Annotated in this window: 20 protein-coding genes; 17 read left to right on the top strand and 3 right to left on the bottom strand. The window is 58.2% G+C overall.

Annotated elements, in window-relative coordinates; all coding sequences use genetic code 11:
* The first annotated feature begins 40 nt into the window (after positions 1-40).
* Entirely contained in the window at positions 41-4,924 is a 4,884-nt protein-coding gene (locus BY454_RS07380) for an NAD-glutamate dehydrogenase (protein WP_104415849.1), read from the top strand.
* Positions 4,924-5,985, top strand: a complete 1,062-nt coding sequence (locus tag BY454_RS07375) for a class I SAM-dependent methyltransferase (protein WP_104415848.1) — start codon at positions 4,924-4,926, stop codon at positions 5,983-5,985. Before BY454_RS07380 ends, BY454_RS07375 begins: the two co-directional genes overlap by 1 nt.
* Position 5,986: 1 nt before the next feature.
* Here BY454_RS07375 and BY454_RS07370 read toward each other — a convergent pair whose 3' ends face one another.
* Positions 5,987-6,601, bottom strand: a complete 615-nt coding sequence (locus BY454_RS07370; protein ID WP_104415847.1) for a riboflavin synthase subunit alpha — start codon at positions 6,599-6,601, stop codon at positions 5,987-5,989.
* Positions 6,602-6,727: 126 nt separating this feature from the next.
* Here BY454_RS07370 and BY454_RS07365 point away from each other — a divergent pair, with 126 nt between their 5' ends.
* Genes BY454_RS07365 through BY454_RS07345 form a run of 5 tightly spaced genes read left to right on the top strand, consistent with a single transcriptional unit; the run spans position 6,728 to position 10,900 of the window.
* The gene (locus BY454_RS07365) at positions 6,728-7,642 is read left to right on the top strand and encodes a hypothetical protein (RefSeq protein WP_104415846.1); all 915 of its coding nucleotides are present in this window, start codon (positions 6,728-6,730) and stop codon (positions 7,640-7,642) included.
* Between the two features lie 55 nt (positions 7,643-7,697).
* Positions 7,698-8,363 (top strand): TetR/AcrR family transcriptional regulator, encoded by a 666-nt coding sequence (locus BY454_RS07360; RefSeq protein ID WP_104415845.1) that lies wholly within the window; start codon positions 7,698-7,700, stop codon positions 8,361-8,363.
* A 32-nt stretch (positions 8,364-8,395) separates the two neighbouring features.
* The gene (locus BY454_RS07355) at positions 8,396-8,860 is read left to right on the top strand and encodes a L,D-transpeptidase (protein WP_258075591.1); all 465 of its coding nucleotides are present in this window, start codon (positions 8,396-8,398) and stop codon (positions 8,858-8,860) included.
* Positions 8,861-8,882: 22 nt separating this feature from the next.
* On the top strand, positions 8,883-10,109 hold the full coding sequence (locus BY454_RS07350; protein ID WP_104415844.1) for a mechanosensitive ion channel family protein: 1,227 nt from the start codon (positions 8,883-8,885) through the stop codon (positions 10,107-10,109).
* A complete protein-coding gene (locus BY454_RS07345) occupies positions 10,106-10,900 on the top strand; it encodes an S-methyl-5'-thioinosine phosphorylase (protein WP_104415843.1) in 795 nt (264 codons plus the stop codon). Before BY454_RS07350 ends, BY454_RS07345 begins: the two co-directional genes overlap by 4 nt.
* On the opposite strand, the gene BY454_RS07340 is transcribed toward BY454_RS07345, so the two are convergent.
* Together BY454_RS07340 and mfd are read right to left on the bottom strand one after the other, a co-directional pair.
* Positions 10,869-11,705, bottom strand: coding sequence for a CsiV family protein (locus BY454_RS07340; RefSeq protein WP_104415842.1), 837 nt, complete (start codon positions 11,703-11,705; stop codon positions 10,869-10,871). The genes BY454_RS07345 and BY454_RS07340 overlap by 32 nt on opposite strands.
* A 24-nt stretch (positions 11,706-11,729) precedes the next feature.
* Positions 11,730-15,266 carry a transcription-repair coupling factor gene (mfd, locus tag BY454_RS07335; RefSeq protein WP_104415841.1) on the bottom strand — a complete coding sequence of 1,179 codons (3,537 nt, stop codon included), beginning with the start codon at positions 15,264-15,266 and terminating at the stop codon, positions 11,730-11,732.
* A gap of 212 nt (positions 15,267-15,478) precedes the next feature.
* Here mfd and BY454_RS07330 point away from each other — a divergent pair, with 212 nt between their 5' ends.
* From BY454_RS07330 to sthA, 10 genes are all read left to right on the top strand, one after another.
* The gene (locus tag BY454_RS07330; RefSeq protein ID WP_104415937.1) at positions 15,479-16,951 is read left to right on the top strand and encodes a glyceraldehyde-3-phosphate dehydrogenase; all 1,473 of its coding nucleotides are present in this window, start codon (positions 15,479-15,481) and stop codon (positions 16,949-16,951) included.
* Between the two features lie 326 nt (positions 16,952-17,277).
* The gene (locus BY454_RS07325; protein WP_104415840.1) at positions 17,278-18,624 is read left to right on the top strand and encodes a Na(+)-translocating NADH-quinone reductase subunit A; all 1,347 of its coding nucleotides are present in this window, start codon (positions 17,278-17,280) and stop codon (positions 18,622-18,624) included.
* A 5-nt stretch (positions 18,625-18,629) separates the two neighbouring features.
* Entirely contained in the window at positions 18,630-19,838 is a 1,209-nt protein-coding gene (locus BY454_RS07320) for an NADH:ubiquinone reductase (Na(+)-transporting) subunit B (protein ID WP_104415839.1), read from the top strand.
* Positions 19,831-20,634, top strand: a complete 804-nt coding sequence (locus BY454_RS07315; RefSeq protein WP_104415838.1) for a Na(+)-translocating NADH-quinone reductase subunit C — start codon at positions 19,831-19,833, stop codon at positions 20,632-20,634. Before BY454_RS07320 ends, BY454_RS07315 begins: the two co-directional genes overlap by 8 nt.
* Before the next feature lie 2 nt (positions 20,635-20,636).
* On the top strand, positions 20,637-21,302 hold the full coding sequence (locus BY454_RS07310) for an NADH:ubiquinone reductase (Na(+)-transporting) subunit D (protein WP_104415837.1): 666 nt from the start codon (positions 20,637-20,639) through the stop codon (positions 21,300-21,302).
* Entirely contained in the window at positions 21,302-21,910 is a 609-nt protein-coding gene (gene nqrE / locus BY454_RS07305; protein ID WP_104415836.1) for an NADH:ubiquinone reductase (Na(+)-transporting) subunit E, read from the top strand. The genes BY454_RS07310 and nqrE overlap by 1 nt, the downstream gene beginning before the upstream one ends.
* A 37-nt stretch (positions 21,911-21,947) precedes the next feature.
* Positions 21,948-23,174: an NADH:ubiquinone reductase (Na(+)-transporting) subunit F gene (nqrF, locus tag BY454_RS07300; RefSeq protein ID WP_104415835.1), complete on the top strand. Its 1,227-nt coding sequence runs from the start codon at positions 21,948-21,950 to the stop codon at positions 23,172-23,174.
* 9 nt (positions 23,175-23,183) lie between these two features.
* Complete coding sequence (locus tag BY454_RS07295; protein WP_104415834.1) at positions 23,184-24,233, top strand: FAD:protein FMN transferase; 1,050 nt, start codon at positions 23,184-23,186, stop codon at positions 24,231-24,233.
* A gap of 12 nt (positions 24,234-24,245) precedes the next feature.
* The gene (gene nqrM / locus BY454_RS07290; RefSeq protein WP_104415833.1) at positions 24,246-24,488 is read left to right on the top strand and encodes a (Na+)-NQR maturation NqrM; all 243 of its coding nucleotides are present in this window, start codon (positions 24,246-24,248) and stop codon (positions 24,486-24,488) included.
* 66 nt (positions 24,489-24,554) lie between these two features.
* Positions 24,555-25,946, top strand: a complete 1,392-nt coding sequence (gene sthA, locus BY454_RS07285; protein ID WP_104415832.1) for a Si-specific NAD(P)(+) transhydrogenase — start codon at positions 24,555-24,557, stop codon at positions 25,944-25,946.
* The last annotated feature ends 6 nt before the right edge of the window (positions 25,947-25,952 follow it).

Genomic DNA, 25,952 nt, shown 5'->3' with positions numbered 1-25,952 from the left:
GAATTACCCTTATTTCACATAAAAAACCAGAGGTTGGAATATGAATGCGCTGACTATCGCCAGCAAGGAACAGTTTTTCGAACAACTGGCTGATGCGTTCACGGACAAGCTTCCCAAGACCGAGGCGAAAAAGGTCACTGAGTTTGCCCGTCAGCATTACGCCCATATTCCACTGGAAGAACTGGTCAGTCGCCGTTTTTCAGATACTTACGGTGCAGTCCTGGCGGCCTGGCAGTTCCTTCAGAAGCGCGATGCCGAAGAAACGCCGGTGGCCGTTTTCAATCCGGAACTGGAAAGTGACGGTTGGCAGTCCACCCACACGGTCATCTTCATTTTGCATCCGAACATGCCGTTTCTGATCGATTCCCTGCGGATGGCGATCAATCGCCGGGACATCGGTACGCATTCACTGCAACATTCCATTTTCCAGGTTGAACGGGACACCGGTGGCAAGCTGAAAAAGCTGTATCCCAACCCTGCGAAGAAAGCCTCTGAACGAGCCGGCTTTGAAGCGTTTATTGTTCTTGAGATTGACCGTCACAGCGATCCCAAGGACTTACGCTCACTGGAGGAAGAACTTCAGGCCGTTCTGCATGAAGTGCGGATCGCGGTGGGCGATTTCGGTGTCATGCAGGATCGTGTCCGGGAGATCTGCAAGGAACTGGAGGGCACCACGGCCGGTATCTCCAAAGACGACCGCGAAGAAGCCCAGGCGTTTCTGAAGTGGATGGCGGACGATCATTTCACCTTCCTGGGCTATGACGAATACGATTTCGTGTCAGACAAGAATGGCATGGAAGTGCGCCGGGTCGACAATTCAGAGTTGGGTATCCTGCGAGTGAACAACGAGCGCTCTGACAAGGTGCGCCTGAATGAGCTGCCCCAGCGCACACGGCATGAGATGACGCGTACCGATGATGTCTTCATCTTCGCGAAATCGGCCCAGCGCTCGCGGGTTCACCGTCCGGCTTACCCCGATTACATCGCGGTGAAAAAATTCGACAGCAAAGGCGAGGTTGTGGGTGAGCGCCGGTTCCTGGGCCTTTATACCGCCCGGGTCTACAACGAGCGGCCCGTCGAGATCCCCTTGCTGCGCCGTAAATCCCGGGCGGTCATGGAGCGTTCCGGTTTCCTGGCGGACGACTACGCCGGTCGTGAACTGGAACAGATCCTGACCCTGTATCCCCGGGATGAGTTGTTCCAGATTGAGTCCAACGAACTGCTCAAGGTGGCCAAGAGCATCCTCTACATCCAGGAGCGTCGGCGCATCGAGCTGTTCATGCGGGAAGATGTCTACGGCCAGTTTGTCACCTGCCTGGCGTTCTTCCCCCGGGATATCTACAACACGGAATTGCGCCTGAAAGTTGAGCGGGTGTTGATTGAGGAGCTGGAAGCGGAAGACATTGAATTTGTCACCCATTTCTCGGAATCGGTGCTGGCCCGCGTCCAGTTCACCATCCGCGTGCCCCAGATGGAGAACCGCGAGGTGCCGGTCACCAAGATTCGTAACCGGGTGATCGAGCTCGCACAATCCTGGCGGGATGGCTTGAGCGAAGCCCTGAGCGAAGCCTATGGCGAAGAGCAGGGCAATGAGCTGTACCGGATCTGGGGTGGTGGTTTCCCGGCCAGCTACAAAGACATGTTCTCGGCCCGGCGTGCCGCGATCGACCTGGACCATATCTCCAGTTCAGCGAGCAATGACGATCTGGCCATGAGCTTTTACCGGGCCCTGGAAGAGGATGAAAGCATTCTGCATTTCAAACTCTTCTATCCGGATGAGCCGCTGCCGCTGTCCGATGTCATGCCGATTTTCGACAACCTGGGCTTCCGCGTACTGGGGGAACACCCCTTCGAGGTGCGTGACCACGGCGGCAAGATTGTCTGGATTCACGATTTCACCCTGCAGACCGAGACTGGCGCGGTGGTGGACATTCATCGTGTCCGGCCGATCTTTGAGGACCTGTTCCGCAAGGTCTGGTATGGCGAAGCAGAGAGTGACGCCTTTAACCGTCTGCTGTTGTCGTCCTACATGAGCTGGCGTGAGATTGCCCTGTTGCGTACCTACGCCCGTTACATGCGCCAGATTCGCATCTCCAACAGTCAGACCTTTATCTCCAACACGCTGGTTAACCACGTTAACCTGACCCGCACGTTGCTGGAGTACTTTGATACCCGCTTCAATCCGGATCGCTTCCAGAGCCGGGCGAAGAGCGAGGCCGCCCAGCAGAAGCTGGAAATCGAATTTAACGCCGGTCTGGATGAGGTCGAGAATCTCAGCGAAGACCGCGTGTTGCGCCTGTACCTGGAACTGATGCAGGCGACCCTGAGAACCAACTATTACCAGCCGGATGCTGACGGGCAGCCCAAACCCTACATCAGTGTGAAGTTCGATCCGACACGGATTCCTGATGTGCCGCTGCCATTGCCGGCGTACGAGATCTTTGTCTACTCCCCCCGGGTGGAAGGTGTGCACCTGCGGGGCGGCAAAGTTGCCCGGGGTGGTCTGCGCTGGTCCGATCGCTTCGAGGACTACCGCACTGAAATCCTGGGCCTGGTGAAAGCCCAGCAGGTCAAAAACGCCGTCATTGTGCCGGTTGGCGCCAAAGGCGGGTTCGTGGCCAAGCAGCTGCCCGATCCCTCCGACCGGGAGGCCTTCCAGGCCGAGGGTATCTCTGCCTACAAGACATTTATCCGGGGTCTGCTGGACATCACCGATAACCTGGTGGACGGTGGTATTCAGCCACCGGAGAAAGTCGTGCGCCAGGATGAAGACGACCACTATCTGGTAGTGGCTGCCGACAAAGGCACGGCGACTTTCTCCGATATCGCGAATGGTCTGGCCGCCGAGTATGGCTTCTGGATGGGCGATGCCTTTGCCTCCGGCGGCTCCAACGGCTATGACCACAAGAAAATGGGCATTACCGCCCGCGGTGCCTGGGTGTCTGTCGAGCGGCATTTCCGGGAAATGGGTATTAACCCGGCCGTGGACGAGTTCACCGCCATTGGTATTGGTGATATGGGCGGTGACGTGTTCGGCAATGGCCTGTTGTCCTCCGAGAAGACCCGCCTGGTGGCGGCCTTCAACCATGTTCACATCTTTGTCGATCCCGAACCGGATGCCGAGAAGAGCTACAAGGAGCGCAAGCGCCTGTTCGAGATGCCACGCTCCGCCTGGACCGACTACGATCCCAAGTTGATTTCCAAGGGTGGTGGCGTGTTCAGCCGCAGCGCCAAATCCATTCCGGTCAGTCCAGAAATGAAAAAGCTGCTGGGCATCAAGGCCGACCGGGTTCCGCCGAACATGTTGATTGGCCATATCCTCAAGGCCCAGGTGGACCTGCTCTGGGTAGGTGGCATCGGCACTTACGTGAAGGGTAGCGATGAAAGCCACGCGGATGTCGGCGACAAGGCCAACGATGCCCTGCGCATCAATGGCAAGGAACTGCGCTGCAAGGTCGTTGGCGAAGGTGGCAACCTGGGGATTACCCAGCTGGGGCGCATTGAATATGCCCTCAAGGGTGGCCGCCTGAATACCGATTTCATCGACAACTCCGGCGGTGTGGATTGCTCGGACCACGAAGTCAACATGAAGATCCTGCTCAACCGGGCAGTGGCCATGGGCGACCTGACCGGCAAGCAGCGTAACGTCATGCTGGAGGAAATGACCGATGACGTCGCGGCCCTGGTGTTGAAGAATAACTATCGCCAGACCCAGGCCCTGAGTATCGCCAGTGCAGATACCTCTACCCGGCTGGAGGAATACCGGCGCCTGATGAATACCCTGGAAAGCGAGGGCAAACTGAACCGGAGCCTGGAATTCCTGCCGGACGATGAAACCTTGAGCGAGCGCAAGCTGGCCAACAAGGGGCTGACCCGGCCGGAGCTGTCGGTGCTGATTTCCTACGTCAAAGGTGACCTGAAGCAGACACTGATCGACAGCAACCTGCCGGACGATCCGCTGCTGGCCGGTGAAATGTACAAAGTGTTCCCCCAGGCCCTGAACCAGAAGTTCTCGAAGGAGCTGGGTGAGCACCAGCTGCGCCGGGAAATCATCGCCACCCAGATCGCCAACGATATGGTGAATCACATGGGTATCACCTTTGTGGAGCGGCTGAACCAGTCTACGGGCGCCGATGCACCGTCCATCGCGCTGGCGTGGATCATCGCCCGGGATGTGTTCCGTCTGGACAGCTGGTGGGACAAGATCGAATCCCTGGATTATCACGTCTCCGCCAAGCTGCAGCTGGAGTTGATGCAGAACCTGATGCGCCTGATTCGCCGTGCCGTGCGCTGGCTGTTGCGCAACCGTCGGGCAGAACTGAACATCCAGAGTCACATTGAGCGCTTTGCCGACGGTGTCTGGGCCATTACTTCCGGCCTGCCGGAGTACCTTGGGGACCAGGCCCGGGCCAGCTGGGAGAGCCGCCACGATGAACTTGCCGAAGCGGGCATTCCGAAGGACCTGGCCTCGGTACTGGCTGGCACCGGTTACCTGTATTCTTCCCTGGGCATCATCGAGGCCCAGGAAACAACCGGTATGCCTCTGAAATCCGTGGCCAACCTCTATTACGACCTGGGAGACCGCCTTGACCTGAACTGGTTTGGCGAGGCCATCGCCAACCTTCAGCCGAGTTCCCACTGGCAGGCCCTGGCGCGTGAGAGCTTCCGGGAAGACCTGGAGTGGCAGCAGCGTGCCCTTACAACCGGTGTGCTGATTAGTGCCGAGAAGGCCGAGAACATTCCGGAAAGTGTTCAGCTTTGGGAGCAGAAGTACCAGTCGATGATTGAGCGCTGGAACAGCATGCTGGCTGAACTCAAAGGCGTGCGTGAACCTGAGTACGCGATGTTCTCCGTGGCCTTGCGGGAGCTGTTGGATCTTGCCCAGGCGACCATGCACCAGACGCCGGAGGCGGTTATTCACTGATGGCAACACTCTCCAATACCCATGAAGTGTTGCTTCGTAATGCCGATTTGCTGGAAGGCCAGGTAGCTCTGCTGGGTGTGACAGACCCGGCACTGCTGCCGCTATGTCCGGCTCCCGGCATTGCCATGAGTGAACACGCCGGTGTGTTCGCCCGGCTGGCGGACCAGGCAGGCTGGCAGGCTTGCTTTGGCTACCAGTGCGCCGGGCTGGAATCTGGCTGCTGCGATACCGTGATTGTGTTTATGCCCAAGGTAAGGGCGGAACTGGAACTGCGCCTTGCCATGGCTCGCTACCTGGGGCGCGAAGGTGCCCGGCTGGTACTGATTGGAGGCAAGAAAGAAGGCATTGCCGGTGCTGCCAAGCCCTTCCAGCTTGCCACCGAGGACGCCGGCAAGGTCGACAGCGCCCGCCATTGCCAGGTGTGGGCGGGCAGCAATCATCAGCCCCTGGATCGCTTTGACATGATGGAGTGGGTCCAGTGGCAGTCGCTGAGCTGCGCCGGAATTGAGTGGCCAGTGGCCGGAATGCCGGGTATTTTCAGCCAGGCGGAACTCGATGCCGGTACCCGCTTGTTACTGGAAAATCTCGCGGAACAGCCTCTCAAGGGAGATCGGGTGCTGGACTTTGCCTGTGGGGCCGGCGTGATCGGCAGCTGGCTGCAAGCCTTCCGGAAAACCAGGGGGGAAACGCCCGGCATTGTCGATGGTATCGATGTCCAGGCCCAGGCGGTTACCTGTGCCCGGGCGACCTACGAACGGAACCAGGTGCAGGGCGAGATTATCCCTTCCGATGGCTTGGCCGGGATCGAAGGCCGATGGCAGGCGGTGGTCAGCAACCCGCCCTTCCACAGTGGGGTGAAAACAGACACCTCCATGACCGAGCAGTTCCTGGCCCAGGTTGCCCGGCACCTGGAAGCCGGGGGAGAGCTGCGCCTGGTGGCGAACAGCTTCCTGCCGTACGAGGCACTGATCCAGCGTTACGTGGGCCCGGTGGAAAAACTCGCCCAGGATCGGCGTTTTACCGTCTACCGGGCGTTCAGAAAGGCGGCCAGGGCCCGGTAAATTACCGGGCGGGCTGGTCGTAGCCCATCCGCGCCAGGGTGTCGACAATGGTCTGGGTCTGGCTGTCGATCTCGATATTGACGCGCTGGCCCTCCCGGGCGGTGCCAAACGTGGTGGCCCGTAGGGTTTCGGGAATCAGGTGGACATTGAAACGGTTGCCGGCCACTTCACCAATGGTCAGGCTGGCGCCGTTAATGGCGATGTAGCCCTTGGCGAACACGTATTTTGCCCAGTCGTGTGGTACCTCGAACCAGAGCGTGACGTTGTTCTCGGAATGAACAATTTCCACGATGTCGGCGGTAGTATGAATGTGACCGCTGAGCAGGTGCCCGCCGATCTCGTCGCCGATTCGGGCTGCCCGCTCGAAATTCACGCCATCACCTTCGCCCAGGTCACCCAGGGTGGTTAGCCGCAGGGTTTCCTGCATGGCGTCAAAAAACAGTATATTGCTCTCCTGACGGGTAACGGTCAGGCAGGTGCCGTTGATCGCAACAGAGGCGCCGGTTGTTACATGCTCCACCGTGCCTTCAGGAAACCGGATCGCCAGGGTATTAAGGCCTGGAGCTTCGGTGATGTGATCAATTTCGGCGACACCCTGAACAATACCTGTGAACATGGCGGATCTCCTGCGTAAATGGGTTCTGGGGCGACAGAATACCAGACCCCTTGTAAAAAAGGGCGTTCAAGAATTGCCCTGAAACGTCGATACTTTATTAAAGAAGACAGACAGGCATACACTGGCATGGCACAAAATACCGCGGCTGACAGCAAAACCGAGACTCCGGGGGCAGTCCTGCACCCGGGGCGCGCAGCTGACCCGGTAAAGGAGCCGGCGGTTCAAGCTGGTACGTCAGTGGCCCCGCAGAACCATGATCCTTCCAAGGCTCCGGCAGAGTCGCAGGCCGGTCCTGACGCCGAAAACACAGTGGACGTTGAAGAAGAACAGGAAGAGATCACCGAGCAGGATGAGGAGAGTGAAGAAGCCGGTGAGTCTGAATCGCAGGACATCGAACAGTCCCTGGCAGAGTCCAGTCAACGGCAGCGTCGGTTGTTGTTGAAACAGTGTGACCGGGTGCTGTTGCTGGACTTCAACCTGCTGTCGATGGCTGACTGGCCCGATAACTTCGAAATGGCCGCAGCCCGGCGTAATCGGGATCTTTGGGTGTTCAGTGCATTGGCGGCGGCCTCGGTATTCCTCAGTGGATTGACCGGCTATGTGCCTGCCTGGCTGGCCGGTGGCGGCTTTGGCGCTTTCGTGATTATCCTGCTATTGGGTGTGCCTTTTGTGCGGCGGTTGTACTCCGCCAAGCCCTCCTACCTGGACCTGCTGTTCAAACGCCAACGAATGATGAGGGATGCCCGCAAACACGCCGAGCACCTGGAAGGCAAAGACGGCCTGGTGTGGCAATGCGTGCGCATGGCGGATTATAACCACGCGCTACGCCACCCACGGTTCCGGCAACTGGTTCAGATGTCGGAACACCACATGCTGCCACTGTGGCTGACTCGCCGGGACCGTGTGCGCCTGTACCTGATCTACCTGCTGGAAGCGGAAAAAGCCTACACCCGGGTGCAGAAGGCTTTTTTTGACAGTAACCAGCAGGCCATTGATAACGGTTGGCAGGACGTGGCGGCAGAACCACAGAGCGGCGCTTGACACCGGAGCGTTTCAAACGTAGGTTTCAAACAAATTCCCTTAAGGCCCCGCACCCATGGCTCAGTCCGATACCGTTGACCGAATTCTTGATGCCGCTGAGGTCCTGTTTGCAGATCGAGGCTTCTCGGAAACATCCCTGAGAATGATCACCAGCAAGGCGAAGGTAAACCTTGCTGCGGTGAACTATCACTTTGGCTCCAAGAATGCCCTGATTCACGCGGTATTTGCCCGCTTCCTGACGCCGTATTCGGCCACGCTCGATGAAGTCTTTGACGACCTCGAGGCGGAGGCCGAAGGTGCCGTGCCCACACTCGACAGGCTGCTGTGGGCCCTGGCGGAGAGTGCCGCGCGCATGCCGCAACGCAATGAACGGGGAATCTCCATTTTCATGCGCCTGCTGGGCCTCGCCTACACTCAGTCCCAGGGCCATTTGCGTAAATTCCTGGAGCAGGAATACAGTGACACCTTCGGGCGGTTCATGCGCCTGCTGAAGGAAGCGACGCCGGAGCTGTCAGCCGTGGACCGTTACTGGCGCATCCAGTTCATGCTGGGGGCAACGGCCTTTACCATGTCCAGTAGCGATGCGCTGATTGATATCCTGGAGACCAAGATCGGGGTGGAGACCAGCGTCCAGGAAATCGCGGCCCGCCTGGTGCCTTTCCTGGCGGCAGGCATGAAGGCCCCCGACAAAATGCAGACACTACCACCGGTCACCCAGTGACGATCACATTTCCCGGCAGTGCACTCATTCGAATCAACCTGGAGGCCCAGACGCTGGAGCTGGTGGCCGCTGACGGTACGGTCGGGCAGTGTTACCCGGTCTCCACGGCCTTGAATGGGGCTGGCGAACAGGACGGCAGCGGCTGTACCCCCAGGGGTGAGCACTACATCCGGGCCAGGATTGGCGGAAATGCTCCCCTGAATACGGTCTTCATCGCCCGGCGCCCCACGGGGGAATGCTACTCCCCGGACCTGGCGCGCGCCCATCCGCAACGGGACTGGATACTGACCCGCATTCTCTGGCTCTGTGGTCGGGAGTGGGGAGTGAATCGTGGCCCCGGTGTGGATACCTTCCGACGCTTCATATACATTCATGGCACTCCGGATACCGAGCCGATGGGTGTTGCCCGGAGTCATGGCTGTATCCGCATGCGCAATCATGATATTGCTGAACTGTTTGAACAGGTCGAGCCCGGTATGCGGGTCATAATTCAGTGAACGGACGTTTCAGAGGAAGAGCATGATCGGCGAAATGGTGAGCCACCTGAACAGCTGGATCAAAGAGTTCGGCTTGCTGTCAGAAGCCTGGCGGGCGGGCATTCTGGTTTTCGTGGTGGTCCTGTCCACGGCCATTGTTTCCTTTGCGGTCAGTCGGATTATCCTTCGGCTGGAGAAAAAGTTCGCCAAAACCAGCAACCTCTGGGATGACGCGATATTGCATGCGGCCCGCAGGCCGATGGTGGCCTTTGTCTGGCTGCAGGGTGTTTACTGGGCCGCGGAAGTTGCCCATCGGTTTTCCGAGGCGGAGGTGTTCAAGGCGAACGCCACCATGCTGCAGGTAGGTTTTATCCTGGTGGTGGTCTGGGCGTTGTTTGGCCTGGTCAAACAGGTTGAGCGTACGCTGGTATCGCCGTTGAAAATGCGTAAGCCGATGGACTTCACCACGGTGAATGCCATCAGCAAACTGCTGCGGGCGGTCATTGCGATCACCGCCATCCTGACGGCCCTGCAGACACTGGGCTTCAGTATTTCCGGTGTACTGGCCTTTGGTGGCGTGGGTGGTATTGCCATCGGCTTTGCCGCCAAAGACCTGTTGGCCAACTTCTTTGGCGGGTTCATTATTCACCTGGACCGGCCTTTCAAGGTCGGCGACTGGATTCGCTCCCCCGACCGTGAGATTGAGGGCACCGTGGAGCAGATTGGCTGGCGCCTGACGACCATTCGTACCTTTGATCAGCGGCCACTGTATGTGCCCAACTCCACCTTTACCACGATTGCGGTGGAAAACCCCTCTCGCATGCATAACCGTCGTATCTACGAGACTATCGGTATTCGCTATGCCGATGTCCGCTCCATGAAGAAGATCGTGGATGATATCCGCGACATGCTGGAGAACCACGACGAAATTGATACCGATCAGACCCTGATCGTCAATTTCCTCACGTTCAACGCCTCCTCACTGGATATCATGGTGTACACCTTTACCAAGACCACAGTTTGGGTCCGCTTCCATCAGGTGAAGGAGGAGATCCTGTTGAGGATCAGTGACATTATCGAGAGTTACGGTGCCGAGGTGGCCTTCCCGACCCGTACGCTGCATCTGCCCGATGGGGTCCGGTTGGCCAGTGAGGAGCGAGATCAAACACGGGACTCCAGAGAGCCGGCCGAGGCCAGGAAGTCGAGTGACAACACGAAATCGGGTGATGCCCCGTCTGATGGTGAATCCGAGTCAGGAGAAGGTGAATGAATCCGTCTGAACAGACCCCGCCGGTTGGAATTATTGGGGGAACCGGCTTGACCACCCTCAAAGATCTGGCAATTGAGCGTGAGCAGGCCACCCCGAATCAGTGGGGCGAGCCTTCCGACAAGCTGGTATTTGGCAGCCTGGGCAAGCAGCCGGTGATTTTTCTGGCCCGTCACGGCAACCCGCATCGTATCCCGCCGCACCAGGTTAATTACCGGGCCAACATACAGGCCCTGTACGACGCCGGTGTTCGTACCGTGGTGGGTGTCAATGCTGTTGGTGGGATTCATTCAGAGATGGGGCCGGCGCAGGTTGTCGTGCCCGACCAGTTGATTGACTACACCTGGGGCCGCGCCAGCACCTTTTTCGAAGGCGATCTGGAGCATGTTACCCACATTGACTTTACCCATCCCTATGATGATTCCGCCCGTGAGCAGCTGATTGCCGCTGCGCGGGAGCTCGACGTGTCATTCTCGGATTTTGGCGTTTACGGCGCCACCCAGGGCCCCCGACTGGAAACTGCGGCAGAGATTCGGCGCCTTGAGCGGGATGGGTGCGATCTGGTGGGTATGACTGGCATGCCCGAGGCCGTGTTGGCGGCCGAGCTGGGCATGCGGTACGTGTGTCTGGGGCTGGTGGTCAACTGGGCCGCGGGCAAGACCGAGGACATCATCACCATGGCGGAGATCGAAGAGGCGATCAACCAGGGCATGTCCGGGGTCAAGCAGATACTGGAACAGTCGGTTGCCGGCCTCGGCCAGCTTACTCCTCTTCCTGCTCCGTCTGCTCAATAGGCTCGAAATACACCAGTACGCCGATGGTGGGGGAGTCGATAAAGTGAATCTCCCCGCTGCGCATCCGGCGGGTTTCCCGAATCCAGGTGACCAACTCCGGGTTTACCGGGACTGCTGAATCAGTTGGTACGGTCGTTGGGTTCGGCTGACCCTGATCGTTCTCTGTCGGTTGTGACTGTCCTGCGGGTGTGCCGGTTGCCGCGTCCTGTGTGGGCCCGGTGGCGGCCGCATTGGCCTCTGTCTGGGCTTGGGCCTCCTGCAGTGCTTCTTCCGTCACCTGCCAGTGATTCAGGTGGACGCCGACATGAAGGTAACGCCGGCGCTCGATGCTGATGTAGCCATCCACCTCCCGCTGATCTGCGGCTTCGAGCCAGTCGCCCATCGCCACCCGCATGGGGCCGCTGTCATAATCGGGCGGGAAACCCTGATACCAGCCTGCCGCCGCCAGTACCTGGTAGTTGCCACTGCGCTCCAGGCGTTGCACGGCCTGGTTCAGGTGAAGCTCGCTGGTATCAACCAGCTCCAGATCCGTTGAACGGGTGTTGTTTTCGCCTTCCACCCAAAGGTTGGTGTCGGAGCTGACCGGAGGCTCCACCTGCTTGCCGGCCATTTTCTCCTCAACCAGGGCAGGGTCAATCACGCGTTCCAGAATCACCAGTTCGGCCCGGTAATAATGCTCAGGGATCTCTTCGGGCAGGGCGCCCTCGGGTTGCGTCTGGGCCAGCGCGGAACCTGTCGCGAATGTGGCGAAAGCCAGGGCCAGCGCTGTGTGTTTGAGGTGGAATCGTTGGGTTTGCAAGGGCATTAACTCCAGGTGATTCGTTCGGGCTCAGGAGGCCTTTTGTGAAGTGTCTGACGGGGCCAGTTCGCTGAGCATGGCGGCAATGGCATCGAGTTTACCACTGGTGGAATCATCATTCAGCCGGAAGCGGAAGGTGTTGGCGCCTTCGAGCCGGTAGGTGTCCGGCGCGGATTGCACCTTTTTTACCAGTTCCAGCGGATCGACCGGGGTGGAGGGGCCGAATTCCAGGCGCACCCATTCTTTACCGGCATCCACCTTGTCGATACCCAGGGCTTCAGCCTTGATGCGCAGACGGGTCTGGTTTACCAGGTTCTTCGCGGGCTCGGGCAGCAGGCCGAAGCGGTCAATCATTTCCACCTGCAATTCCTTCAACTCTTCCTCATTCTTCACGCTGGCAATGCGCTTGTAGAGCATCAGACGGTTATGGACATCCGGCAGATAGTCGTCGGGAATCAGCGCCGGAATACGCAGGTTCATCTCGGTGCCATGACTCAGGGGCAGCTCTGCGTTGGGCGTGCGGCCCTCGCGGATGGCTTTTACGGCTTCGTCGAGCAACTGCATATACAGGCTGAAGCCGATGGTTTCGATCTGACCGCTCTGCTCCTCGCCCAGCAACTCACCCGCACCCCGGATTTCCAGGTCGTGGGTGGCGAGCATGAAGCCGGCGCCCAGGTCCTGGGCTTCAGCGATGGCATCCAGGCGTTTTTTGGCGTCGGCTGACAGGCTCTTGGGCGGCGGTGTCAGCAGGTAGGCATAGGCCTGGTGGTGGGAGCGTCCCACACGGCCCCGGAGCTGGTGCAACTGGGCCAGGCCAAATTTATCAGCACGCTCGATGATGATGGTGTTGGCGCTTGGGATGTCGATGCCGGTTTCCACGATGGTGGTACACACCAACACGTTGAAGCGCTTGTGGTAGAAGTCCGACATGATCTGTTCGAGCTGGCGCTCGCGCATCTGGCCGTGGGCGACTGCCACCCGGGCTTCGGGCACCAGGTTGCGGATATCCTCGGCGGTCTTTTCGATGGTGGCGACATCGTTGTGCAGGAAATACACCTGCCCGCCCCGCAGGATTTCCCGAAGGATGGCTTCCTTGGTCATGACGTCGTCACGCTGGCGCACGAAGGTTTTAACCGACAGGCGTCGGGCCGGTGGGGTGGCGATGATCGACAGGTCCCGCAGGTGACCCATGGCCATGTTCAGGGTGCGGGGAATGGGCGTGGCGGTCAGGTTGAGCATGTCCACTTCCGCCCGCAGGGCCTTCAGTTTTTCTTTCTGCTGGACACCAAAACGGTGCTCTTCGTCGATAATCACCAGGCCCAGGTTCTTGAACTTGATGTCGCCCTGCAGCAGCTTGTGGGTACCAATGACGATATCGGCTTTTCCTTCCTCAATCGCCTCCATGGCCTTGGTGGTCTGCTTGCCGCTGCGGAAGCGGCTCAGTAGTTCCACCTGCACCGGCGTGTCCGAGAAACGGTCCCGGAAGGATTCGTAATGCTGCTGGGCCAGCAGGGTAGTGGGCACCAGGACGGCGACCTGCTTGCCGGACCAGGTGGCCAGGAAGGCGGCGCGCATGGCCACTTCGGTCTTGCCGAAGCCCACATCGCCGCAGACAAGGCGATCCATGGGCTGCTCGCTGGTCATGTCCTCGAACACGGCCTGGATGGCGACTTGCTGGTCCGGGGTTTCCTCGAAGGGGAAGCCGGCGGCGAACGCGCGATAGGCTTCTTTCGGGTCCTCGAACTGGAACCCCTTGCGGGCCTCGCGCCGGGCGTAGACATCCAGCAGCTCGGCGGCGGTGTCGCGAATCTTTTCCAGGGCTTTCTGCTTGGCGTTGCTCCAGCGCTCGGTGCCCAGCTTGTGCAACGGGGCGTGTTCCTCGTCGGTGCCCGTGTAGCGTGAGATCAGGTGCAGGTTCGACACCGGCACATAGAGTTTTGAGCCGCCGGCGTATTCCAGGGTCAGGAATTCGTTGGATTCGCCCCCGGCGGCAATGGTTTCCAGGCCCTTGTAGCGGCCCACGCCGTGATCAATGTGTACGACGGGGGAGCCAATTCGGAGCTCCGACAAATCCCGGTAGCCGGAGTCGTCCACCTCGGTGGGCTTTTCCCGACGACGGCGTTGCAGCACCTGCTCGCCGAACAGGGCGGTTTCCGTGATCAGTGCCAGGTGCTGGCCGGGAAGCACCATGCCCTGTTCCATCGGGGCGATGGTGATGGCCAGGGTGTGACGGTCGTCCCTGAGGAATGCGTCCCAGTTGCTGACGGTGGCCGGTTTCAGTTGATGGTCGGCCAGATTTTCAATCAGCGCTTCACGCCGCCCGGACGATTCGGCACAGATCAGGACCCGGCCGGAGAAATCGTTGAGAAAACGTTTCAGTCGGGCGGCTGGGTCTGCCGCGCGACCGTCCATGGCTACATCCGGCAGGGAGTCGGTATTACAGTTGTGAGTCGCCGCTCCCTGCAGTTCGTTCGCTGCGCAGGTAACGCGGGGGTATTGCTTGAACTGGCCAAATACTTCGTCCTGCTGCAGGAACAGCTCGTCCGGGGGCAGAATTGGACGGAAACGGTCGTGCCGGCGGTCTTCGTAGCGCGCGCGGGTTTCGGCGTCAAAGGCGGCCACCGCGTCGTTCAGGCCGTCGGCGGTGAAGACCAGGGTGCTGCCCGGCAGGTAGTCAAACAGGGTAGCGGTTTCATCAAAGAACAGCGGCAGGTAATACTCGATGCCGGGCGGTGTGATGCCGTTGCTGATGTCCTGATAGACCGGCGCGTTCTTGTCCGCGTTGGGAAAGTGCTCGAACCAGCGGTTGCGGAAGCCTGAGCGTGCTTCTTTGTGCCACGGAAATTCATTGGCCGGCAGCAGTTCGATCTGCTCGATGCGGTCAATGGAGCGCTGGGTTTCCGGGTCGAAGGTGCGCAGAGTTTCGATTTCGTCATCGAACAGGTCAATCCGGAAGGGCAGGTTCGAGCCCATGGGGTAAATGTCGAGAATGGCCCCGCGCACGGCGTACTCGCCGTGTTCGTACACGTTTTCGGTGTGGTGGTAGCCAGCGGCTTCCAGCTGCAGGCGCCAGCTGTCGATATCCAGGGTCTGGCCCACTTCCAGTAGCAGGGTGTTGCCCTGCAGATAGCTGGGCGGCGCCAGTCGGTGCATAAGCGTGCGCGCCGGTACCACCAATATGCCGTGTTGGGTGGAGGGCAGCCGGTGCAGAGTACGCAGACGCCGCGATGTGATGTCCTGGTGCGGCGAGAACAAGTCGTAGGGCAGGGTTTCCCAGTCCGGCAGTGAAAGCAGTTCCAGCCCCTCTTCGGTAACCGTGGCGCCATCTTCCTCGGGCGGTAGGTTGAGGAAGAAGCGGATGGCCTGTTCGAGCCGGATGGCTTCATCCGTGCTGCGGGTGACTACCAGGGTGAGCCCCTTGCGGGTTCTTGCGCTTTCGCAGATCGCCAGCGCATCACTGCAGCCATGCAGCTCACCCCACTTCCGGTGATCGGCGGGATTTTCCGGCGCCTTTGGCGCCAGAAGCTGGCAGGGCAAGGATGAAGCCTGGGAAGAACCTTTGCTCATGGGCCGGAACATCTCCTGAATGAATGAGTCTGAAACCTGGGCGGCGCTATTCTAGCGCCCGGGTGTTGCAGTGTCATGGCAGCGGGTACGTGGTTGTGCCCAGATCATTTGCCCCCGGAGCTCACCAGAGGTGATCCGGAGTTGTTTAGAGGCTCCTTAAATTGGATAATACGCGCCCCAAATTATTTTCAGTGCGAAACGAGGTCACAACCGTGAGTCACGAACAGATCAACCAGCACCTGTCTAACTGGACCGAACGAGAGTCCACCGCCGAAGCCATGATCCCGTTGATCGGCCGGCTGAATCGCAAGAACAACGTTGTTACGTCTGTTTATGGCCGTGCGATCATCAACCAGTCGGTGATTGATATTATTCGTGCTCACCGGTTCGTGCGTCAGGTGGAAGATAGCGAGCTGTCTGTTTGCGACACTCTGCCGATTCTGGAAGCGATGGACAAGCTTGAGCTGGGCCGTGGCCACGTGGACATCGGCAAGCTGGCGGTTAAGTTCAAGGAAAGCGGTATGAGCGATCTCACCGAATTCCTGAAGCAGGAAATCGGGCCGATTGTTGGTCAGTATAAAGCCGAATGTGCCGACCAGGACGTCCGGGACACCAAAGACGTGGTCCTGTACGGCTTCGGTCGTATTGGTCGTTTGCTGGCCCGCATCCTGATCGAAAAAGCTGGCGGCGGTGCCAACCTGCGTCTGCGGGCGATTGTTGTGCGCAAGGGCGGTGCGGCAAATGACTTGCAGAAGCGTGCCAGCCTGCTGCGCCGCGACTCGGTTCACGGTCCGTTCGACGGTACCATTACCGTGGACGAGGAAAATTCCGCGCTGATCGCCAACGGTAACTACATCAAGGTGATCTACTCCGATGGTCCGGATAAGGTGGACTACACCCAGTACGATATCAACAACGCCATCGTTATCGATAACACCGGTATCTGGCGCGACGAAGACGGCCTGGGTCTGCACCTGAAATCCAAGGGCGTCAGCCGGGTTATCCTGACCGCGCCGGGCAAGGGCGACATCAAGAACATCGTGTATGGTATCAACAGCGATTCCATCACCGAGGACGACAAAATTCTGTCGGCTGCCTCCTGTACTACTAACGCCATTACGCCGGTCCTCAAGGCGATCAACGACGAGTTCGGCATTGAGAATGGTCACGTTGAGACTGTTCACTCCTATACCAATGACCAGAACCTGATCGATAACTACCACAAGGGCAGCCGTCGTGGCCGTTCTGCGCCGCTGAACATGGTGATCACCGAAACCGGTGCTGCCAAGGCTGTGGCCAAGGCGCTGCCGGAGCTGAAGGGCAAGCTGAGCGGTAACGCCATCCGGGTTCCGACACCAAACGTGTCCATGGCCATTCTGAACCTGAACCTGAAGAAAGATGTGGACGTTGATATGGTCAACGACTACCTGCGCGACATGGCCCTGCATTCCGAGCTGCAGAAGCAGATCGACTTCGTGAACTCGCCGGAAGTGGTCTCCACCGATTTTGTCGGCTCGCGCCATGCGGGCGTGGTGGATGCCCAGGCCACGATTGCTGAAGGCAACCGTCTGATTCTGTACGTATGGTACGACAACGAATTTGGCTACAGCGCCCAGGTGATTCGTTGCGTGAACGATATGGCTGGCGTCGACCACCCGGTTTTCCCGAAGCGGGTTCGCGACTAAGGTTGTAGCGTTAACTACGCATTGCGAATCAAAAGGCCCCGGCAGCCGTTGGTTGCCGGGGCTTTTTTGTGTTTTTCAGCAACAATGCCGCGCCGGTTTTCGGTGGAAATACACTTTCTTAATCTCTATAATTGGCGCGATTTTGGGTATGTCTGGCGCCCCGTTTCCCAACTTTTCCTGTCGCTAATGATCTGAGCAAGCAAACGTGCGGACATTAGCGAGCCCGAGGCACTTAGGCTCGGGCTTGCCGCATAAGCAGGAATCCTGGGCCGCAGGGAGTCGGGCGTTGAAATTCTCAGATAGTTTCTGATGATTGGACGAGGCTAATGATCAAGATCAAAAAAGGCCTGAATCTTCCCATCAGCGGCGCTCCCGAACAGACCATTACGGACGGCAAGCCGATTCGCCATGTGGCGTTGATTGGCTTTGACTACAACGGCATGAAGCCGACGATGGCTGTTAAAGAAGGGGACCGTGTAAAGCGCGGAACGCTGCTGTTTACGGACAAGAAGACCGAAGGCGTTCGTTATACCGCCCCGGCCGCCGGCGTGGTAAAAGAAATCAATCGCGGTGAGCGCCGCGTATTCCAGTCCATCGTTATCGAAGTGGATGGCGACGAAGCGGAGACCTTCGCTCGCTATAACGAGGCTGATCTCGCCGGCCTGGAGCGCCAGCAGGTAGTGGATAATCTGGTTGAATCCGGTTTGTGGACCGCGTTCCGCACGCGTCCTTACAGTAAGGTCCCGGAAATAGATTCCACGCCCAACTCGATTTTTGTTTCCGTAATGGACACCAATCCGCTGGCGGCGGATCCAACGGTGATCATTGGCGACAATGCCAAGGCCTTTGAACAGGGTCTTAATGTTCTGACCCGCCTCACCAACGGCAAGGTGTTTGTGACTGGCAAGCCGGGCTCTGATGTGCCTGTGCCCAAGTCAGACGCTGTCGAAGTGCATCAGTTTGACGGTGTGCATCCGGCTGGTAATGTGGGTACCCACATCCATTACCTGGATCCGGTTGTCGGCAATAAAACGGTCTGGTCGATCAACTACCAGGACGTGATCGACATCGCCAAGCTGTTTGAAAGCGGTGAGCTGCCAGTCGAGCGTATTGTTGCCATCGGTGGCCCGAAAGCCCTGAAGCCTCGTCTGGTTCGCACCCGTCTGGGCGCCAGCCTGCCGGAACTGCTGGATGGTGAAATTGCGACCGACTGTGAGGTGCGCACTGTTTCCGGTTCCGTGTTTGGTGGTCGCCGTGGTGATGGTCCCTGTGCCTATCTGGGGCGTTTCGCCAATCAGGTGTCGGTACTTGAAGAGGGTACCAAGCGCGAGTTCATGGGCTGGTTGTCTCCAGGCCCGAACAAGTTCTCTGTGATGAACATCTATCTGTCCAAGCTGAATCCGGGCAAGCTGTTCAACTTTACGACCACGACCAATGGTAGTGAGCGGGCCATGGTGCCTGTCGGGAACTACGAAGCGGTTATGCCCCTGGATATCCTGCCAACCCAGCTGTTGCGTTCACTGATTGTTGGCGATACCGAAATGGCACAGAAACTGGGTGCCCTGGAGCTGGACGAAGAAGATCTGGCGCTGTGCACCTTCGTGTGCCCCGGCAAATATGAATACGGTCCGATTCTCCGTGAGAACCTGACCCGAATCGAGATCGAGGGCTAACTACGATGGCAATCAGACAGTTTCTCGATGGTATCGAGCATCATTTTGAGAAAGGCGGCAAGTACGAGCGCTGGTATGCGCTATACGAAGCCGTTGACACTATCTTCTATTCGCCTGGCAGTGTAACCGGCACCACCTCCCATGTGCGTGATGGCGTGGATCTCAAGCGCATCATGATCACGGTGTGGCTGTGTACCTTCCCGGCCATGTTCTTCGGTATGTGGAACATCGGTTTCCAGGCCAATAGCTTCCTGGCCGCTAACCCGGACGCCATGGTGGCTGACGGTGGTCTGCGTACCGCCTTCATCCAGGCCCTGGCGGTGACCGGCGCTGGTGCTGGCTGGTGGGACAACTTCGTTTACGGCATGGCCTACTTCGTGCCCATTTACTTTGTCACCTTCGCGGTTGGCGGTTTCTGGGAAGTGCTGTTTGCCACCGTGCGCAAGCACGAGGTGAACGAAGGTTTCTTCGTAACCTCGGTACTGTTTGCCCTGATCTGCCCGCCCGACATCCCGTTGTGGCAGGTGGCCCTGGGTATTACCTTTGGTGTGGTAATCGGTAAGGAAGTATTCGGCGGTACCGGCAAGAACTTCCTGAACCCGGCACTGACGGGTCGTGCCTTCCTGTACTTTGCCTACCCGGCCCAGATTTCCGGTGACACGGTCTGGACCGCGGTTGACGGTTTCAGTGGCGCGACTGCACTTAGCTGGGCGGCATCTGGTGGCCTCGAAGCGCTGCAGCAACAGATTGGCTGGATGAACGCATTCATCGGCACCATTCAGGGTTCCGTGGGTGAAACCTCCACTCTGGCAATCCTGATCGGCGGCCTGATCCTGCTGGTGATGAAAATTGCCTCGTACCGCATTGTTGGTGGCGTACTGATCGGCATGATCGCCACGGCGTTGCTGTTCAATGCAATTGGCTCCGACACCAACCCGTTCTTCAACGTGGGCCCCCATTGGCACCTGGTGATGGGCGGCTTTGCATTCGGCATGATGTTCATGGCCACCGATCCGGTATCGGCTGCCATGACCAACACCGGTCGCTGGTGCTTCGGCATCCTCGTGGGTGTGATGACTGTGCTGATTCGTGTGATTAACCCGGCGTTCCCGGAAGGCATTATGCTGGCCATCCTGTTCGCCAACCTGTTCGCACCGCTGATGGACCATTACGTGGTTCAGGCCAACATCAAACGGAGGCTTGCTCGTGGCTAAGGCAAAAGATACCGTCTCCAGAACGGTGATGGTTGCGCTGGTGCTGAGTATTGTATTCTCGGTAGTCGTGTCCACCGCAGCGGTGACGCTGCGGCCGGCGCAAATCAAGAACCAGAACCTGGATATCAAAACCAACATCCTGTCGGCCTCCGGCATGCTGGAGCCTGGCGCCAGCGCCGATGAGATCGAAAGCACCTTTGAGCGCTTCGATGTTCGACTGGTCGACCTGGATAGCGGGGAATTCGTCGAGCCGTCAGCGGTTGGCGTTAAGGACCCGATGAAGTACGACATGTACAAGGCGGCCTCTGATCCCGCCATGTCAACGGACATCCCGTCTTCGGAAGACAAGGCTGGCATCAAGCGTCGCCCGAACGTGGCGAAGGTGTATACCCTGAGTGAAAACGGTGAACTGAAGCGCGTGGTGCTTCCGATTCACGGTTACGGTCTGTGGTCGACACTGTATGGCTTCATGGCACTCGAAGGCGACCTGAACACCATTGAAGGCCTGGGCTTTTACTCCCACGCGGAAACCCCGGGCCTGGGTGGCGAAGTGGATAACCCCCGCTGGAAGCAGCAGTGGGTTGGTAAAGAGCTTTACGCTGACGACCCGAGCGAGCCGCAGATCCGGCTGGTGAAGGGGGGCGTGAATGCCGACGCCAAGAACAAGGAGCATAAGGTAGACGCTCTGTCTGGCGCGACACTGACCAGCCGTGGTGTGCAGCAGCTCGTCAATTACTGGATGGGTGACCGTGGCTTCGCCCCGTTCCTGAAAAAACTTCGTGAAGGGGAGGTCTGATCATGGCCGGTGTATCAGCCAAAGAGGTTCTCTTCGAACCGATTTTCAGTAACAACCCTATCGCCCTGCAGATCCTGGGTATCTGTTCGGCGCTGGCGGTAACCACCAGCATGAACGTAACCATCGTTATGTGCCTGGCGGTTATTGCGGTAACGGCTTTCTCGAACCTGGCGGTCTCGCTGGTGCGAACCCAGATTCCGGGCAGCATCCGGATCATCGTGCAGATGACCATCATTGCCTCCCTGGTAATCGTGGTGGACCAGGTACTCAAGGCCTATGCCTATGAGATCTCCAAACAGCTGTCGGTGTTTGTGGGCCTGATCATCACCAACTGCATCGTTATGGGGCGTGCGGAAGGCTTTGCCATGAACAACACCCCGGGCATGAGTTTCCTGGACGGTGTGGGCAACGGCCTCGGCTATTCCGTGATGCTGCTGTTTGTGGCGTTCTTCCGTGAACTGTTTGGAGCCGGTTCCCTGTTCGGCGTGACTCTGTTGCCGTCAGTGAACGAAGGTGGCTGGTACGTGACCAACGGTCTGCTGCTGCTGCCGCCGAGTGCGTTCTTCATCATCGGTCTGGCGATCTGGGGTCTGCGTACCTGGAAGCCGGAACAGGTGGAAGAGAAGGACTACAAGCTCTCTGCTCACAAAGTTAAGGAGGCCTTCTGATGGAACACTATATCAGCCTGATCCTGAAGGCCGTCTTTGTTGAGAACATGGCACTGGCCTTCTTCCTGGGGATGTGTACCTTCCTGGCGATCTCCAAGAAGATTGAAGCGGCCACCGGCCTGGGGATTGCGGTAGTGGTGGTGTTGACCGTCACCGTGCCGGTCAACAACCTGCTGTACAACACCATCCTGCGTGAAGGCGCCCTGGAATGGGCGGGTCTGCCAAATGTGGACCTGAGCTTCCTTGGCCTGCTGACATACATCGGTGTTATCGCCGCCATCGTACAGATCATGGAAATGATACTGGACAAGTACATTCCTGCGCTTTACGCCGCGCTGGGTGTGTTTCTGCCTCTGATTACCGTGAACTGCGCCATTCTGGGTGCGTCATTGTTCATGGTTGAGCGGGACTACACCTTCGGTGAGAGCCTGGTTTATGGCTTCGGTGCCGGTCTGGGTTGGGCCCTGGCGATCATTGCCCTGGCGGGTATCCGCGAGAAGCTCAAGTACAGCGATGTTCCGGAAGGTCTGCGTGGCCTGGGCATCACCTTCATTACCGTAGGTCTGATGTCTCTGGGCTTCATGTCCTTCTCCGGTATTTCCCTGTAATCCATCCGGTGAGACGGTTTAACGAAAAGGCGAGACCATGAGTACAGAAATTATTCTTGGCGTGGTCATGTTCACCGTTATCGTGCTGGCGCTGGTCGCGGTTATCCTCGCGGCCCGCTCCAAGCTGGTAAGCACCGGTGATGTGACCATCGAGATCAATGACGATCCGGAACATACGCTGAAAACGGAAGCCGGCGGCAAGCTGCTTGGCACCCTGGCGAACAACGGCATCTACCTGTCTTCCGCGTGTGGCGGCGGCGGTACCTGTGCCCAGTGTAAGTGCAAGGTGTTTGACGGTGGTGGCGCGATGCTGCCAACCGAGAAGACCCACTTCACCAACCGGGAAGAAAAGGAAGGCTGGCGCCTGTCCTGCCAGGTACCGGTTAAGCAGGACATGAAAGTGGAAGTGCCGGAAGAGTTCTTCGGCGTGAAGAAGTGGGAATGCGAAGTGGTGTCCAACCACAACGTGGCCACCTTCATCAAAGAGCTGGTCCTGAAGCTGCCGGAAGGCGAGGAAGTGGACTTCCGCGCGGGTGGTTACGTACAGCTTGAGTGCCCGCCGTTCGATATCAGCTTCAAGGACTTCAAGATCGAAGAAGAATTCCACGAAGACTGGGACAAGTTCGATCTCTGGAATCTGCGTACGGTCAACAAGGAAGAAACCGTCCGTGCCTACTCCATGGCCAACTATCCGGAAGAGAAAGGCGTACTGAAGTTCAACATCCGTATTGCCACACCGCCTCCGGGCACTGACCATAACCCGGGCATCATGTCCAGTTATGTGTTCAACCTGAAGCCGGGTGACAAGATCACCGTGATGGGTCCGTTCGGCGAATTCTTCGCCAAGGACACCGACAACGAAATGGTCTTCGTCGGTGGTGGTGCTGGTATGGCACCGATGCGCTCCCACATCTTCGACCAGCTCAAGCGCCTGAATTCCAAGCGTAAGATCAGCTTCTGGTACGGCGCCCGTAGTCGTCGTGAGATGTTCTACGTGGAAGACTTCGACATGCTGGCCGAAGAGAACGAGAACTTCGAGTGGCACGTGGCCCTGTCTGATGCGCTGCCGGACGATAATTGGGAAGGCCCCACCGGCTTTATCCATAACGTGCTGTACGACAACTATCTGAAGGACCACCCGGCTCCGGAAGACTGCGAGTACTACATGTGTGGGCCCCCCATCATGAACTCCTCGGTGATCAAGATGCTGAAGGATCTTGGCGTTGAGGATGAGAACATCATGCTGGATGACTTCGGGGGATAAGTTACTCAAATGACATCCCGTATGTTGGAACCCGTCAGGGTAGGCATAGTCAGCGTGATCATCGCGCTGGCTGTGGCTGCCCTGGCGGGTTGCTCGTTTCAGAACGAGGAAAAAATCTGGGAAATTTCCGGTGGTATCTTTGGTACCCGCTACCACATAAACGTGGTTTTGCCAAAAGATGAGCAGCGTCTGCAGACTCTTGCCCAGGGCATTGAGGAAACCCTCAGGAAGGTGGATCAGACCATGTCCACCTACAAGCCTGATTCCGAACTGTCCCGATTAAACGCCAGGGAGGATCAGAGCGAGTGGATGAAACTGTCTGATCCGCTATTCAAGGTGCTTCAGCGGGCTGTCGAGGTTTCCGAAATGACCGGCGGGGCTTTTGACGTTACCGTCGGCCCGCTGGTCAATCTGTGGGGCTTTGGCCCAAAGGCCCGCCCGGAAACCATCCCGGACCAGGATGAGCTGAACCGTTTGTTGTCGATCACTGGCACTGAACATATTGAGCTGGATGCGGAGAGTCATTCGCTTCGCGCAACCCCACCCCAGTACATTGACCTGTCGGGCATTGCCAAGGGGTACGGTGTGGATGCCGTGGCCGGTTATCTCGACAGTCAGGGGGTGGCGGCTTATCTTGTGGAAATTGGTGGCGAGGTTCGGGTGCATGGCCGGAAGCCGGACGGTTCGGCCTGGAAGCTGGCTATCGAACAGCCCAACGGGGGCGCCAGGGATGTGAATAGCGTGGTTGCGCTTTCCAGTAACTCAATGGCTACATCCGGCGATTATCGTAACTATTACGAATCGGAAGGCCGCCGCTATTCCCATACAATTGATCCGGAAACCGGTAAGCCAATAACACACACGGTGGCCTCGGTAACGGTTATTGCAGACGACTGCATGACCGCCGATGCGCTTGCCACCGGGTTTAATGTAATGGGTCTTGAGAAAGCCATGGCGCTGGCGACCCGGGAAAACATTCCCGCGTATTTTATCGTGCGGGGACAGGATGGTTTTGAGGGGCATCAGACCCCGGCCTTCTCCTCGTACCTGGTTCAGTAACGGAGGGCAGTGATGGGTACCTTTCTACTGGTTCTTTTTATCGTGGTGCTGCTGATCGCCGCGATGTCTATTGGCGTTATGTTCGGGCGCAAGCCCATCAGCGGCACCTGTGGTGGTATTGGTGCGCTCGGTATCAGCACCTCATGTGAGATTTGTGGTGGTGACACTCAGAAGTGTGAGGACAGCCGAGAGACTTCGGATGCCAAGGCCCAGCCGGAAGATCTGGCCTATGACGCCACCCGGGTCGAAAAGTAAGGGGCCCGGCAGCAACGCAGTAAAAACGAAAAATATTTACAACGTGCATAAGGAGTGACTGCGCAGATGGCAGAACATCATTACGACGTTGTCGTTATCGGAGCCGGCCCGGCCGGTGAAGGGGCGGCCATGAACGCGACGAAACATGGCAAGCGTGTCGCCATTATCGAGGACAAGCCAACCGTGGGCGGCAACTGTACCCACTGGGGTACCATTCCCTCCAAGGCGCTGCGGCATTCGGTTAAACAGATCATTACCTTTAACACCAACCAGATGTTCCGGGATATTGGCGAACCGCGCTGGTTTTCCTTTCCCCGGGTGCTGCAGAACGCCCAGAAGGTTATTGGCAAGCAGGTAAAACTGAGAACCGGCTTCTACGCCCGTAACCGGGTTGATCTGATTAATGGCCGGGCTTCCTTCCTGGACAAGAACCGTATCGAAGTACGCGGCAATAAGGCCATTGAGACCCTGCATTTCAAGCAGGCGATCGTGGCCACCGGTTCCCGGCCGTTCCTTCCGCCCGATGTCGATTTCCGCCATCACCGCATTTACAACTCCGACTCCATCCTGAATCTGTCGCACACACCGCGCACACTGATCATTTTCGGTGCTGGGGTAATCGGCTCCGAGTACGCCTCTATTTTTGCCGGTCTTGGTGTGAAGGTGGATCTGATCAATCCGGGCAGTCGGATTCTGTCGTTCCTGGATGACGAAATCTCGGATGCCTTGAGTTATCACCTGCGCAGTAACGGGGTGCTGATTCGCCACAACGAAATGTACGAATCGGTTCAGGGCGACGACCACGGCGTGGTGCTCTCGCTGAAATCCGGTAAGCGCATCCGTGCCGACGCCTTCCTGTGGTGTGCAGGCCGCAGCGGTAACACCGACAACCTGGGGCTGGAAAACATTGGCCTGGAGCCCAACAATCGTGGCCAGTTGGCGGTCGACAAGCATTACCGTACGGACGTTGAGAACATCTATGCCGTAGGCGACGTGATTGGCTGGCCGAGCCTGGCCAGTGCCGCCTACGACCAGGGCCGTTCGGCGGCTTCGGACATTGCCGACGATGAGTATTTCCGCTTCGTGGATGATGTGCCTACCGGCATCTACACCATTCCGGAAATCAGCTCGGTGGGCAAAACCGAGCAGGAACTGACCGAGGCGAAAGTGCCGTACGAAATCGGCAAGGCCTTCTTCAAGCACCTGGCGCGCGCCCAGATTACCGGTGAGTCCGTGGGCATGCTGAAGATCCTGTTCCATCCGGAAACCAAGGAAATTCTGGGGATTCACTGCTTTGGTGACCAGGCGGCCGAGATCGTCCATATCGGCCAGGCCATCATGAACCAGGAAGGTGAAGCCAATACCCTGGATTACTTCATCAACACCACGTTTAACTACCCGACCATGGCGGAAGCCTACCGGGTAGCGGCCCTCAATGGCCTGAACCGGATTTTCTGAGTCAGG

The organism is Marinobacter persicus (genome assembly GCF_002934325.1).
GTDB classification, from domain to species: Bacteria; Pseudomonadota; Gammaproteobacteria; order Pseudomonadales; family Oleiphilaceae; genus Marinobacter; species Marinobacter persicus_A.
The sequence above is the reverse complement of the archived record's forward strand: the minus strand, read 5'-3'. Positions and strand labels throughout refer to the sequence as shown.

Bases quoted from the DNA above. Each gene is read 5' to 3' on its own strand.
- BY454_RS07350 (WP_104415844.1), top strand. From the start codon at position 8,883: ATGATCGGCGAAATGGTGAGCCACCTGAACAGCTGGATCAAAGAGTTC.
- BY454_RS07345 (WP_104415843.1), top strand. From the start codon at position 10,106: ATGAATCCGTCTGAACAGACCCCGCCGGTTGGAATTATTGGGGGAACC.
- BY454_RS07380 (WP_104415849.1), top strand. From the start codon at position 41: ATGAATGCGCTGACTATCGCCAGCAAGGAACAGTTTTTCGAACAACTG.
- BY454_RS07340 (WP_104415842.1), bottom strand. From the start codon at position 11,705: ATGCCCTTGCAAACCCAACGATTCCACCTCAAACACACAGCGCTGGCC.
- BY454_RS07360 (WP_104415845.1), top strand. From the start codon at position 7,698: ATGGCTCAGTCCGATACCGTTGACCGAATTCTTGATGCCGCTGAGGTC.
- mfd (WP_104415841.1), bottom strand. From the start codon at position 15,266: ATGAGCAAAGGTTCTTCCCAGGCTTCATCCTTGCCCTGCCAGCTTCTG.
- nqrM (WP_104415833.1), top strand. From the start codon at position 24,246: ATGGGTACCTTTCTACTGGTTCTTTTTATCGTGGTGCTGCTGATCGCC.
- BY454_RS07375 (WP_104415848.1), top strand. From the start codon at position 4,924: ATGGCAACACTCTCCAATACCCATGAAGTGTTGCTTCGTAATGCCGAT.
- BY454_RS07320 (WP_104415839.1), top strand. From the start codon at position 18,630: ATGGCAATCAGACAGTTTCTCGATGGTATCGAGCATCATTTTGAGAAA.
- BY454_RS07325 (WP_104415840.1), top strand. From the start codon at position 17,278: ATGATCAAGATCAAAAAAGGCCTGAATCTTCCCATCAGCGGCGCTCCC.
- BY454_RS07365 (WP_104415846.1), top strand. From the start codon at position 6,728: ATGGCACAAAATACCGCGGCTGACAGCAAAACCGAGACTCCGGGGGCA.
- sthA (WP_104415832.1), top strand. From the start codon at position 24,555: ATGGCAGAACATCATTACGACGTTGTCGTTATCGGAGCCGGCCCGGCC.
- BY454_RS07295 (WP_104415834.1), top strand. From the start codon at position 23,184: ATGACATCCCGTATGTTGGAACCCGTCAGGGTAGGCATAGTCAGCGTG.
- BY454_RS07370 (WP_104415847.1), bottom strand. From the start codon at position 6,601: ATGTTCACAGGTATTGTTCAGGGTGTCGCCGAAATTGATCACATCACC.
- nqrE (WP_104415836.1), top strand. From the start codon at position 21,302: ATGGAACACTATATCAGCCTGATCCTGAAGGCCGTCTTTGTTGAGAAC.
- nqrF (WP_104415835.1), top strand. From the start codon at position 21,948: ATGAGTACAGAAATTATTCTTGGCGTGGTCATGTTCACCGTTATCGTG.
- BY454_RS07310 (WP_104415837.1), top strand. From the start codon at position 20,637: ATGGCCGGTGTATCAGCCAAAGAGGTTCTCTTCGAACCGATTTTCAGT.